Source organism: Priestia sp. BR_2 (assembly GCF_041954005.1).
Taxonomy (GTDB): Bacteria; Bacillota; Bacilli; order Paenibacillales; family Paenibacillaceae; genus Paenibacillus_AQ; species Paenibacillus_AQ lautus_A.
The window spans coordinates 43,990-56,235 of record NZ_JAVFHM010000281.1 but is presented as its reverse complement, the minus strand read 5'-3'; the positions used below and the strand labels follow the sequence as shown (position 1 = coordinate 56,235).

The following is a 12,246-nucleotide window of genomic DNA, read 5'->3' as shown; positions in this document are numbered from 1 at the left end:
GGTTCCACGCGTTCCCATACCGAACACGACCGTTAAGCCTTCCAGCGCCGATGGTACTTGGACCGAAGGGTCCCGGGAGAGTAGGACGTCGCCAAGCGAACAACCATAAAGACCGTTATCGAGTAATCGATAGCGGTCTTTTCCTATATACCGTGAAGTGGATTTCTGAATTCTGGACTATCTCGAACCGACTTGGGTGATACTAAACGGCAGTCATGCATCGTCTCCGTGATAAATGCCTAAAGGGATGCAATATGGCAGGTCAATCTTAAACGTGGATAAGTCTCCATTTAATAGAAGAAAGCTGTCCGTTTGTCCACTCCAAAGAGACAGGACAACGCGCTGGATGGATACTTGCGAACTTCAGGAAATGGGCCAATTCAATCCTTGACAGCCTATGGGCCCTTTGCTAAGATGGCAATAATATATTTCTGAAAATACTTGAAAATGCCGTCCGGTCCAGCTCTGACAGTAGTTGTAGTCCGCAGGAAGACGACAAAAAGGAGGAATAACCCAGGTGTGGGAAGATAAGTTTAGCAAGGAAGGCTTTACTTTTGACGATGTATTGTTGGTTCCTAGAAAATCCGAGGTACTTCCAAAAGAAGTGGATGTTAGCACCAAATTGAGCGAGCACGTGAAATTGAACATCCCGCTCATCAGTGCAGGTATGGACACCGTTACGGAAGCTCCTTTGGCAATTGCCATTGCTAGAGAAGGCGGAATCGGCATTATTCATAAAAATATGACGGTTGAACAACAGGCGGAAGAAGTAGATCGGGTGAAGCGCTCGGAAAGCGGAGTCATCACCAATCCATTCTCGCTTCATGCCGATCATCTTGTATCCGACGCTGAGAAACTCATGGGCAAATTCCGGATTTCCGGGGTTCCGATCGTGGATGAGAACAATAAGCTGATCGGGATTTTGACGAATCGTGATCTTCGTTTTGTTCATGATTACAATACGGTTATCAGCGAAGTGATGACCAGCGAGAACCTGGTTACCGCTCCGGTTGGAACGACCCTTCAGGATGCCGAAATGATTCTGCAGAAGCATAAAATCGAGAAGCTGCCTTTGGTGGACGAGGATAATGTTCTTAAAGGACTTATCACGATTAAAGACATTGAGAAAGCGATTCAGTTCCCTAGAGCAGCGAAGGACGCTCAGGGCCGCCTGCTTGTAGGTGCAGCGATCGGAATCTCCAAAGATACCTTCGAAAGAGCAGAAGCGCTTGTGAAAGCCGGTGTAGACGTCATAACCGTTGACTCCGCTCACGGGCATCACATCAATATTATTGATTCCGTACGCAAACTGCGCGAATTGTATCCCGATCTGACCATTATCGCCGGTAATGTGGCTACAGGCGAAGGTACGCGAGAGCTTATCGAAGCCGGCGCATCCGTCGTTAAAGTGGGAATCGGTCCTGGATCCATCTGTACGACCCGCGTTATTGCCGGGATTGGCGTACCGCAAATCACAGCCATTTATGACTGCGCAACGGTTGCTAAAGAGTACGGCGTGCCGATTATCGCAGATGGCGGTATCAAATACTCCGGGGAAATTACAAAAGCCATCGCAGCCGGCGCTAGTGCCGTTATGCTGGGCAGTATGTTTGCAGGGACGGAAGAAAGCCCAGGTGAAGCCGAGATCTACCAAGGACGCCGTTTCAAGGCTTATCGGGGCATGGGTTCCCTTGCTGCCATGAAACAAGGCAGTAAAGACCGTTATTTCCAAGACGATGACAAGAAATTGGTACCGGAAGGCATCGAGGGCCGTGTAGCTTATAAAGGGCCATTGGCAGATACCATCCATCAGTTGATCGGTGGATTGCGTTCCGGCATGGGGTATTGCGGAACGCAAAACCTGGAGGAGCTGCGGAATGATACCCAATTTATCCGCATTTCCGGGGCTGGTCTCCGCGAGAGCCATCCGCATGATATTCAAATCACCAAAGAAGCGCCTAACTATTCCTTGTAATTCACGGAAAAGAATAAGGATACACAGTATATGTCATTTATTTCCTGGACAAGCTGGATGAAATTCATCTAGCTTGTCTTTTTTTGATACCCCCCCTATGATAGAATAGAACAAGTTAATGACTTATTGAGAATTAGAGGGGAGTAATTCCATTGATAGACAAGTCTATAAAGAAGAATAAGCGACAACGAATTCAAAGAACGCTGGCATCCTTGATGCTCTTTAATATACTATGTTTCTCTGCTGCGCCTGCGGTTTCGCTCGCTGCGCCTAATATGCTGGCTACAGCGGATACAACCAAAGCTACGGAAGACAAAGCGGCAACGGACAAGGCTGCTACGAATAATACGAAGCCGGACAAAGTGCCATCGGTCGATCAGCTGGGCTTGGAAGTGAGCTCTGCCGTCTTGATCGAGCCATCTACGGGCCAGGTGCTGTTATCCATAAATGCGGATGAAGCATTGCCGCCGGCAAGCATGACGAAGATGATGACGGAATATATCGTGGCAGAGAAGGTAAAACAAGGCGAGTTAGCTTGGGATGACGTAGTCACGGTAGGGGAAAATGCTGAAAAGACCGTGGGCTCACGGATATTTTTAGCTGAAGGCGACCAACATACAGTGGAAGAGCTCTACATAGCCATGGCTGTTGGCTCGGCGAATGATGCAACGGTAGCATTGGCTGAACATATTGCTGGTTCCGAAGCAGAGTTTGTTACCATGATGAACGATACGGCGAAAAAGATGGGATTGAAGACAGCTTTCTTCATTAATTCGACAGGCCTTAGCCGTGCAGATATGCCTGAGAAATACCGTCCTGCAGAAGATAAAGAAACCGTAATGTCGGCAATGGATACTGCATTACTTGCCAAGTATATCGTTGAGGATCATCCTGACTTTGCGAGATTTACAGCCATTCAATCGCATAAATTCCGGCCGCGCGATACGAGTCCGATCATCAACTACAACTGGATGCTGGAGGCCAACAAAAGCATTACGAACTTCAAGGCCTATGCTTACGAAGGTTTGGACGGTTTGAAAACCGGTCATACCAATGCGGCGGGTTATTGCTTTGCCGGTACCGCTGAGCGTGACGGCATGCGTTTGATCAGCGTGGTTATGGGAACGAAATCCGAAGGGGCTCGCTTTAAGGAAACCAAAAAAGTCCTGGATTACGGCTTTGACAACTTCGAAGTGAAGGAAGTCCAAGCAGCCGGAGCAACCGTGCAAGGATTTGAAACCGTCGAAGTGAAGAAGGGCAAAGGTAAGGAAGCTGGGCTGGTGACCGATAAAGCCCTCACATTTGTGGTGCCTAAAGGTTCTAGCGGAAAGAACATTACCTTTGAAGCCAAACTGGATTCTTCCAGCGTGACGGCGCCTGTCGCCAAGGATACGAAGGTGGGTACGGCAACCTACTCATACAAAATCGAAGGCATGAAGGAAACCCAGACCGAAACGGTGAATCTTATCACGGCAGACGAAGTAGAGAAGGCCGGCTGGTTCAAGCTGTTCCTCCGTGCGATCGGTGACTTTTTCGCGGATTTGTTTGATTCCATCAAAAATCTTTTCTAAGGACCCGATAAATTCCGAGTAAATGGGTTGTGTATTTGATTTTGATGCGGTAAAATATCAAGTTAGATTCATTGCAAGTATGCACCATACGGGTACAGACCATATCGCCAGGGAATGCTCTAAATGGCGATGAGATACAACATATAATCGGGAGGCTAGGGGACATGGAAACAGGAACATCTACTGTAAAAAGAGGTATGGCGGAAATGCAAAAAGGCGGCGTCATTATGGACGTCATGAATGCGGAACAAGCGAAAATCGCTGAAGCTGCCGGTGCTACGGCAGTTATGGCGCTGGAGCGCGTTCCTTCCGATATTCGCGCTGCTGGGGGAGTAGCACGTATGGCTGACCCAACCATCGTTGAGGAAGTCATGAAGGTCGTATCCATACCAGTTATGGCCAAAGCTCGTATCGGTCATTACGTTGAAGCGAAAGTGCTTGAATCTCTCGGCGTGGATTACCTCGATGAGAGTGAAGTGCTGACGCCTGCGGATGAAGTGTTCCACATCGACAAATGGGATTTCACCGTACCGTTCGTATGCGGCGCGAAAGATATCGGTGAGGCGTTGCGTCGCATCGGCGAGGGTGCATCCATGATCCGCACGAAGGGCGAGCCGGGAACCGGCAATATCGTGGAAGCTGTTCGCCATATGCGTTTGATCAACAGCCAAATTCGCAAGGTTCGCAACATGTCGAAGGACGAACTGTATGCCGAAGCCAAAAACCTCGGTGTTTCCTATGACCTCCTGAAAGGCGTTCACGAGACGGGCAAGCTGCCTGTCGTTAATTTTGCCGCCGGTGGCGTGGCCACCCCTGCGGATGCCGCATTGATGATGCATCTGGGCGCTGACGGCGTTTTTGTAGGATCCGGTATTTTCAAATCCGATAACCCTGAGAAATTTGCTCGTGCGATCGTGGAAGCGACAACGCATTATGATGATTATAAATTGATTGCTGAAGTCTCCAAGAACCTGGGTGCTCCAATGAAAGGCATCGAGATATCCAAGCTTAGTCCGGCTGAGCGCATGCAGGATCGCGGCTGGTAAGAGAGAAGGGGTAACATGAAGGTCGGCGTACTGGCACTTCAGGGTGCCGTTGCAGAGCATATTCGAAGCATTACGCTTGCTGGCGCCGAAGGGGTGCCCATCAAGAAGGTCGAGCAGCTGGACGACATTGACGGCTTGATTATCCCTGGCGGTGAGAGCACGACGATTGGCAAGCTGATGCGCAAGTATGATTTTATGGATGCGATTCGTCAGTTTTCAGCCCAAGGCAAACCGATATTCGGAACCTGTGCCGGACTGATCGTGCTGGCCGAGCGAATTCAAGGCGACGAAGAAGCGCATTTGAAGCTGATGGACATCACGGTGGCGCGGAACGCGTTCGGACGACAGCGTGAAAGTTTCGAGACCGATTTGCCGGTGAAGGGCATCGATGAAACGGTGCGAGCCGTCTTCATCCGCGCTCCGCTTATTCTGGAAGTGGGACCGGGCGTTGAGGTTCTGTCCACGTATAAGGATGAGATCGTTACAGCCAGACAAGGCCATCTGCTTGCGGCTTCCTATCATCCGGAGCTGACAGACGATTACCGGCTCCATCAATATTTTGTGGAGATGGTTCGTTCCCGAGCGACGGCGCCACAGGCGTAACGTAATAGTTTCAGTAGAAGACATCTTGACTCTTTGGCAGTATGTGGGAGTCAAGTTGTCTTTTTCGCTGAAATGCAATAAGATGTATCGTATGTAACAACGTATAATGCAGCCTTGTCCCAAGGCTTTTTATCAACAGGTAGGGCAGCTGCTTCGATATACTTGATGGATGTTTTACTTTAGGAGGGTTTCCCGTGTTAGACGTAAAAATATTGCGCAGCGAGTACAGTCGTGTTGAAGAAGCGCTGAAGAATCGAGGCAAATCGCTCGATTTGATTGCGGATTTTCCTAAGCTTGACTCCCGGCGCCGGGAATTGCTGCAGGAAAGCGAAAGTTTGAAGAATCGCCGCAACACCGTGTCGGCTGAAGTAGCCAAGCTGAAGAAAAATCGCGAAAATGCAGATGAGCTGATTCTGGAGATGCGCCAAGTGTCAGACCAGATTAAAGCAATGGATGAGGAAGTTCGTGAGCTGGAAGCCAGCATATCCGAGCTTACTTTGGCGATTCCGAATATTCCCCACGAAAGTGTGCCGATCGGCGCCTCGGAGGAGGAGAACGTGGAAATTCGCCGCTGGGCGGAGCCTAAAGCTTTCGATTTCGAACCTAAGGCTCACTGGGAGATTGCCCAGAACCTGAGTATTTTGGACTTTGAAGCAGGCGCGAAGGTTACGGGTTCCCGATTTACGTTCTACAAAGGTCTGGGTGCACGGCTTGAGCGTGCCTTAATCAGTTTCATGATGGATCTGCACAGCGACAAACACGGCTATGAGGAAATGCTGCCTCCATATATCGTCAACCGGGACAGCTTGTACGGAACGGGACAACTGCCTAAATTCGAAGAGGATTTATTCAAAATTAGCGATACCGACTATTACCTGATCCCAACGGCTGAGGTTCCTGTAACGAACTACCATCGTGAGGAAATCCTAAATAGCGAGGATCTGCCTAAATATTACGTCGCATACAGCTCCTGTTTCCGTTCGGAAGCGGGTGCCGCAGGACGCGACACTCGGGGACTTATTCGTCAGCATCAGTTCAATAAAGTCGAAATGGTGAAGATTGTGCATCCGGAAACATCGTTTGATGAGCTCGAGAAAATGACGGCGGATGCGGAGCGAGTGCTCCAGCTGTTGAATCTCCCTTATCGCGTCATGACGCTATGTACCGGGGATATGGGCTTCGGCTCCATGAAAACCTATGATCTGGAAGTATGGCTTCCGGAGAGCGGCGTATACCGTGAAATCTCTTCCTGCTCGAATATTGGAGATTTCCAGGCACGCCGTGCCAATATTCGTTTCCGTCCGGAGCCGAAGAGCAAGCCGGAGTTTGTTCACACCTTGAATGGTTCCGGGCTCGCGGTAGGGCGTACGGTTGCAGCCATTCTGGAGAATTATCAGCAGGCCGACGGCTCCGTTGTCATTCCGGAAGTGCTTCGCCCTTACATGGGGAATGTTAGCATTATCGAACCTAAGAAATAAGTTGATAACATAGGTTGACTTGTGGTATAATGATTTTTGCACGTGATTCATTTGCAGTGATCATTTCCACATGGAGAGGTACCGAAGCGGTCATAACGGGGCGGTCTTGAAAACCGTTAGGGGGCAACTCCACATGGGTTCGAATCCCATCCTCTCCGCCATACATATACAAATGCAAGCCGTTTCCTTAGGGGAACGGTTTTTTTATGGTCTTTATGCCTTTTTTACCAGAGGAGAAATGCATAGAAGGTTCAGATCTAAGCACTTTATGCTTGGGGGACCTGCTGTATAAAACAGCGCCTGTTATCGCAATTTATAGAGAAGGGGAGGTGTGAACATGAACTCAGAACTGAATGTCGATCAATCGACGCTGGTCAATGCTTGGCAGGAAAGGCTGCCGACCATACTCAAACCGGGGGATCGTGCAGAAGTGGCAGCAGACGAAGGAGATCCGAACGCCATCCGCATTCACATTGGCGCAGCAGGTCGTCAGGAGTATTCGTTTGATTTTCAATGCACCTATGTGGATTCCCGGGAAGTGAAGGTCGCTCTGATCGATGTAGAGCGTGATGGCGCGACGACGGATGAGCGCAATGAGAACATACAAGGCATGGTGGGCGATTATACGCGTCATATTCATGAGTGTGCTCAAACGCTGCAGCAAATCACGCATCACTAAGTTCCATGAATAAATGTGAAAGCTGTGATGCTCCTTTCAGACCGAAGCATCAAGGCCGTTTGCGTAGAACAAACGCTGTGATCCATGAAATGGAGGGCTATCAGATGAGTAAACCAAAGTCGATTCCGGTGCCTGAAGCACAGGAACAACCGAGGCAGCGGAAGGACCATGACCGGGGCGGCCAGGAGCCGCTGTCAGGCTCGCACAGAGCGAAGATCCGCAAGCAGGATGGCCATTTTAATCCGGAGGGCTAACAGCCTTTAGGAGCAAAATAAGAAGGCGCCAAAAATCAAGAATCGAGAGAACTTCCTGACATTCGACAGGAAGTTCTTTTTTTCGATTTGAAACCTTTTGCTTCCAACTTCCGTATTAGTGTTCAAGTGTAATATGTTGGGGCCCCACCTTATTCGCATGTTAAGAAGTTTGAAATTAAGATGGATGGAAAAAGAAAGGAAATAAAATTTCAGCAAATATTCCAGAAAGTGTTTCTCATTTTGGTTAAATGGTTTATGATTAGAAGGTCTGTTATTTTTTTGACTGTTAGAGGGGAGAGAAATTTTAATGAACAAGAAGTTTGCAGCTATCATGCTGACACTGCTGCTCACGGTGACAGTTGTGCTTTCCGGCTGCGCGAAAAAAGAAGAGCCTAAGGCGGCAATGACCAATGCTGCTACGAACGCGATGAAGATGACATCCTACGAAATGAAGAGCAAATTTGTCATTGAAGACCTTCAAGTTAACATACCTGCAGTTGAAGGCGATCCAAGCGTAACACAGGCGATGACGATGCTGAAGAATGCGGAGGTTACACTGGACGGGATCTACCAGGCTGAGCCAATGCAAACCGAAATGAACATGGGCATCAATTTGAAGGGTGACATGGCGATGTCCTTCAACATTGATATGGTGATGACGAAAGAGAAAATCTACGTTAAAGTGCCAAGCATTCCTATGCTGCCGTTCCCGGAAGACGTTGTTGGCAAATTCCTCGTGATGGACATGAAAGAGCTTGCTGAGCAATCCGGCGAAACATTTAACCCTGAAACCCTGGATACCGAGAAGTCCCAAAAATTCGTTAACGAAATCCTTGAAGCTGTGCTGAGCGAATATGACCAAGCGAAATACTTCAAAGAGATCAATGTTAAAGATGCCGGCCTTCCAGAAGGTGTTGACGCTAAACAAGTGGTACAATTCTTTGTAACCAATGATAACCTGAATGAAGCATTGGATATTATGGTAAACAAGGTTGCACCTAAGGTTGTTGATATTGCAGCTAAAGACGAGTACCGCGAATTGCTGGGTCTGACCCAAGAAGACATCGATGCTGCCAAAGCTGAAGTGTCCAACGTCAACCAAGACGAATTCAAAGCGGGCTTGGAAGAAATGCAGAAATACCTGAAAATCAATACATTTAACATCAACACGGCTATCGATAAAAAAGATTTCCCTGCGTACCAAGATGTTGTATTGAACGTTGATTTCAATGATCCAGAAACGAATGAGAACGTGAAGTTGGCTGTGAAGGGTAGCACCCAATACAACAACATCAACGCGAAACAAGAGTTCAAAATCGGTATTCCAAAAGACGCTGACGTCATCACGATGGAGCAATTTGAGGAATCCATGAGCCAAATGAGCACTTACTAATTTTATTCATCGCAGACAAGAAAACCCGGCCATGACGGCCGGGTTTTCTGTGTTCATTCCTCTTTCGGTACATCAAATCATATTTTCCCGCGTAAACGCCGAAAGAACTGAGTCAGCAACGATGCGCATTCTTCCTGCAGCACGCCGTCCACCACGTGCGTCCGATGATTAAAGCGAGGCTCTTGAAGCAGATTCATCAGTGTGCCCGCACAGCCTGCCTTGGGATCGCTTGTGCCGTAGATGAGCTGCGGAACCCGGGACTGAACGATGGCACCTGCACACATGGGACAAGGCTCCAGCGTCACGTATAATCGACAGTCGAGCAGCCGCCAGGCTCCAAGATGCCGGCTGGCCTCCCGGATCGCTACCATCTCGGCATGAGCCGTCCCATCGTAAGTCGTTTCGCGCAGATTATATCCACGGCCAATAATGTCATCGCCCCGTACGATGACAGCGCCAATAGGAACTTCACCGAGCTCTTCGGCCTTCCGGGCTTCCGCGATGGCTTCTCGCATCCAGCGTTCATGATTTTCATTATCCACAGCCAGTGGGTCTATTGAATGTGATATCAATCTAAAGTCTCCTTTCGCTGCCTGCTAAAACCCTGTATTTATACCCAATGTTCAACGAACATTTATTCGTTTGTTAACATGATGTGGACAGAATTGTGGATAAGTAAAAAATTATACACAAAGTTATACACATTATCCCCAGATAAGTTGTGTATTTGTGCGCAATCTGTGGATACGTCGTTTTATTTATCGGGATTAGCCTCTTATATTGTAAGGATTCCCTAATTCAATAGCAATGCGATTGCGGAAAAAACCCGTCAGCCGCAATACGGCTTGTCTTTTCAAACGTTCGTGATCAAGGTATCATGAGGGTATATATTCACAAGTCGTCGATGTGACAGCAGAAAGGTGAAGATGCCACTTGTCGATTAAGACGAAATTATCGATGATCATGTCCATATCGGTATTATTTATCCTTCTGCTTAACATTACGCTGAATTATTACACGACACAGGAAAACCTGCAGCAGGATAGTGAAACCAAAATGGTAATGGCCGCCACGCAAATCGCCATTACGGTTCAGCAAACCGGCTTTAGCTCTGCGTATGTGGATAACATTTTCGGGGATATGCTGAAGGTAGCAGCAGTTAATGCGGCAAAGGCCTTAGATCCCGATATTAACAATATAACCAATCAGCAATTGGCCGAATTAAGTAAAGAGATCGGTGTGACCCACATTTCGCTGCTGGTTCGAACCAACGATGATATCGTTGTTGCCCGTTCCTCCTCCCAAGACGAAATCGGCCTTTCCACAAAAAACTGGGGGTATTGGCATACCGCATTTCTGGAATTGTTCCAGCATGGCAAAGTCGTGTCCGTTACGGAGGGGCAGCGGTCCGAGCATTTCTGGTCCGGACCGTTCGAGTTCTCCACATCCAATCCGGAGTTCATTGATAAATGGGGATACTATTATGATGGCAAGCGGAATTATATTATCGATCCCTACATCCGGAATTCGAATATCAAGGATTTTGTGAAGATCACAAGCCCGAACACCGTGGTGGAGGAGACTTTGAAATCGAATCCGCGGATATTGGAAGTGACGGGCATCAACCCCGAAACGTTTGGCAATGAATATATGAGAGAGGATGGAACGGACGATGTTCACCACAAGCTCCGCAATCGACCGATCACGTTCGGCACCTACAATTATGGGAGCCTGGATCAAGATACGGAAGCTGTGCAAAGGGCCGTATCTACCAGCGACAATGTGGTGTTTGTCAGCACCATCAATAATAAGAAGGTGTTAAAAAGCTTCATTCCCATCCTGTCCGAAAATAAACCGACCAGCGTGATCAGCGTCGTCATGGATTATGAAGCCATCTCTTCCGTGATGAGGGAGCAGATGATCAGTCTGGTGGCTATTTCACTGGTTTTGCTCGAAATCGTGATTTTTGGCAGTTACATTGTAGCGGGTTATTTTACGAAGCCGATTCAGGCCATCCTGGGCACCGTAAACGATGTATCGGATGGTCACTTCGATCGTAGACTTGAGGTTAGCAGCCGGGACGAGCTGGGGCAGCTTGCAGGCCGCATCAATGCCATGACCCGCAATCTGGGTACCTACACGAGCCAGTTGAAGCAGATGGTGGATGAGAACCAGTCCGTTAAAGAATATTTAGAGTCCGTTATCAATCAGACGGCCGATGCCATTCATACAACAGACACTTATGAACGCGTGATCAGCGTGAATAAAGCGTTTGAGCAATTATACGGCTGGAAGGCGCACGAAGTGGTCGGGCGGAAGCTTGCGCTTGTGCCTCCGGCCAAAGAGGAAGAGGAGAAGGAACGCATCCGTCGTTTGCGGGCTGGTGAGCGGCTTCCACCGGTGGAGACGGTCCGTCTGCGCAAGGATGGAAGCACGATTGAAGTGAGCATCAGCACCTCGCTTGTGCGGGACGAGAACGGCGAGGTTACCTCCATGATTAGCGTATCCCGCGATGTGACGGAACGCAATCGGATCGAGGAGCTCCTGCGGCGTTCGGAGAAGCTCAATACCGTGGGGCAGCTGGCTGCCGGGGTTGCGCATGAAATCCGGAATCCGCTTACGACCCTCCGAGGATTTTTGCAGCTTCAACAACAGACTCACAAAGCGAATCCCGATCATATCGACCTGATGCTGTCCGAGCTGGATCGAATCAATCTGATCGTCAGTGAATTTCTGATATTAGCCAAGCCTCAGGCGATTAATTTCCAGGAGAGGGACGTGGGCGTCATTATGGGGGATGTCATCTCCTTCCTTGACAGCCAGGCGCATCTGTACGGCATCGAGTTCAAATTGGATTTTATTGAAGAACCGACCTTTGTGCATTGCGAAGAGAACCAGCTCAAACAGGTGTTCATAAATCTGCTCAAGAATGCCATTGAAGCCATGCCGGAAGGCGGCAATATATGGATTAGGCTTACACACCCGCAGGCCGAACAGATACAGATCGATATTCGGGATGAAGGTCAAGGCATTCCGGAAGACATGATGCCGCATCTTGGCGAACCGTTTATTACGAATAAGGAAACGGGCACAGGACTCGGGTTGATGGTAAGCCAGCGCATTATTCAGGGCCACCGGGGGACGATGGAAATCGAGAGTGAAGTTGGCGTAGGCACGAGGGTAAGTATTGTCCTGCCTGCGGTACCGCAGAAAACAATCGAAGGCTGAACATGAAGTAGTTACAGAT

Annotated in this window: 10 protein-coding genes, 1 tRNA gene and 1 rRNA gene; 11 read left to right on the top strand and 1 reads right to left on the bottom strand. The window is 48.7% G+C overall.

Annotated features, from left to right (window positions below; genetic code table 11):
- From rrf to RB298_RS21835, 10 genes are all read left to right on the top strand, one after another.
- A 5S ribosomal RNA gene (gene rrf, locus RB298_RS21880) occupies nucleotides 1–97 on the top strand; the annotation flags it as partial.
- Nucleotides 98–517: 420 nt separating this feature from the next.
- The gene (gene guaB, locus RB298_RS21875; RefSeq protein ID WP_090914430.1) at nucleotides 518–1,975 is read left to right on the top strand and encodes an IMP dehydrogenase; all 1,458 of its coding nucleotides are present in this window, start codon (nucleotides 518–520) and stop codon (nucleotides 1,973–1,975) included.
- A 152-nt stretch (nucleotides 1,976–2,127) separates the two neighbouring features.
- Nucleotides 2,128–3,546 carry a D-alanyl-D-alanine carboxypeptidase family protein gene (locus tag RB298_RS21870; RefSeq protein ID WP_096777281.1) on the top strand — a complete coding sequence of 473 codons (1,419 nt, stop codon included), beginning with the start codon at nucleotides 2,128–2,130 and terminating at the stop codon, nucleotides 3,544–3,546.
- A 164-nt stretch (nucleotides 3,547–3,710) separates the two neighbouring features.
- Nucleotides 3,711–4,592 carry a pyridoxal 5'-phosphate synthase lyase subunit PdxS gene (gene pdxS, locus RB298_RS21865; protein ID WP_009595550.1) on the top strand — a complete coding sequence of 294 codons (882 nt, stop codon included), beginning with the start codon at nucleotides 3,711–3,713 and terminating at the stop codon, nucleotides 4,590–4,592.
- Nucleotides 4,593–4,607: 15 nt separating this feature from the next.
- The gene (pdxT, locus tag RB298_RS21860) at nucleotides 4,608–5,195 is read left to right on the top strand and encodes a pyridoxal 5'-phosphate synthase glutaminase subunit PdxT (protein WP_096777282.1); all 588 of its coding nucleotides are present in this window, start codon (nucleotides 4,608–4,610) and stop codon (nucleotides 5,193–5,195) included.
- 194 nt (nucleotides 5,196–5,389) lie between these two features.
- On the top strand, nucleotides 5,390–6,673 hold the full coding sequence (gene serS, locus RB298_RS21855) for a serine--tRNA ligase (protein WP_486048580.1): 1,284 nt from the start codon (nucleotides 5,390–5,392) through the stop codon (nucleotides 6,671–6,673).
- Nucleotides 6,674–6,745: 72 nt separating this feature from the next.
- Nucleotides 6,746–6,834 (top strand) — tRNA-Ser (locus tag RB298_RS21850).
- 176 nt (nucleotides 6,835–7,010) lie between these two features.
- Nucleotides 7,011–7,352, top strand: coding sequence for a hypothetical protein (locus RB298_RS21845; protein ID WP_009595528.1), 342 nt, complete (start codon nucleotides 7,011–7,013; stop codon nucleotides 7,350–7,352).
- 104 nt (nucleotides 7,353–7,456) lie between these two features.
- A complete protein-coding gene (locus tag RB298_RS21840) occupies nucleotides 7,457–7,606 on the top strand; it encodes a hypothetical protein (protein ID WP_012818342.1) in 150 nt (49 codons plus the stop codon).
- Between the two features lie 307 nt (nucleotides 7,607–7,913).
- Nucleotides 7,914–8,999: a hypothetical protein gene (locus RB298_RS21835; RefSeq protein ID WP_096777283.1), complete on the top strand. Its 1,086-nt coding sequence runs from the start codon at nucleotides 7,914–7,916 to the stop codon at nucleotides 8,997–8,999.
- A 77-nt stretch (nucleotides 9,000–9,076) separates the two neighbouring features.
- On the opposite strand, the gene tadA is transcribed toward RB298_RS21835, so the two are convergent.
- A complete protein-coding gene (tadA, locus tag RB298_RS21830; protein ID WP_096777284.1) occupies nucleotides 9,077–9,571 on the bottom strand; it encodes a tRNA adenosine(34) deaminase TadA in 495 nt (164 codons plus the stop codon).
- A gap of 361 nt (nucleotides 9,572–9,932) precedes the next feature.
- On the opposite strand from tadA, the gene RB298_RS21825 reads away from it, so the two are divergent.
- Nucleotides 9,933–12,227, top strand: coding sequence for an ATP-binding protein (locus tag RB298_RS21825; RefSeq protein ID WP_486048577.1), 2,295 nt, complete (start codon nucleotides 9,933–9,935; stop codon nucleotides 12,225–12,227).
- The last annotated feature ends 19 nt before the right edge of the window (nucleotides 12,228–12,246 follow it).

Excerpts from the sequence above, each read along its gene's own strand:
- RB298_RS21845 (WP_009595528.1), top strand. The coding sequence starts at position 7,011 with ATGAACTCAGAACTGAATGTCGATCAATCGACGCTGGTCAATGCTTGG.
- RB298_RS21835 (WP_096777283.1), top strand. The coding sequence starts at position 7,914 with ATGAACAAGAAGTTTGCAGCTATCATGCTGACACTGCTGCTCACGGTG.
- RB298_RS21840 (WP_012818342.1), top strand. The coding sequence starts at position 7,457 with ATGAGTAAACCAAAGTCGATTCCGGTGCCTGAAGCACAGGAACAACCG.
- pdxS (WP_009595550.1), top strand. The coding sequence starts at position 3,711 with ATGGAAACAGGAACATCTACTGTAAAAAGAGGTATGGCGGAAATGCAA.
- pdxT (WP_096777282.1), top strand. The coding sequence starts at position 4,608 with ATGAAGGTCGGCGTACTGGCACTTCAGGGTGCCGTTGCAGAGCATATT.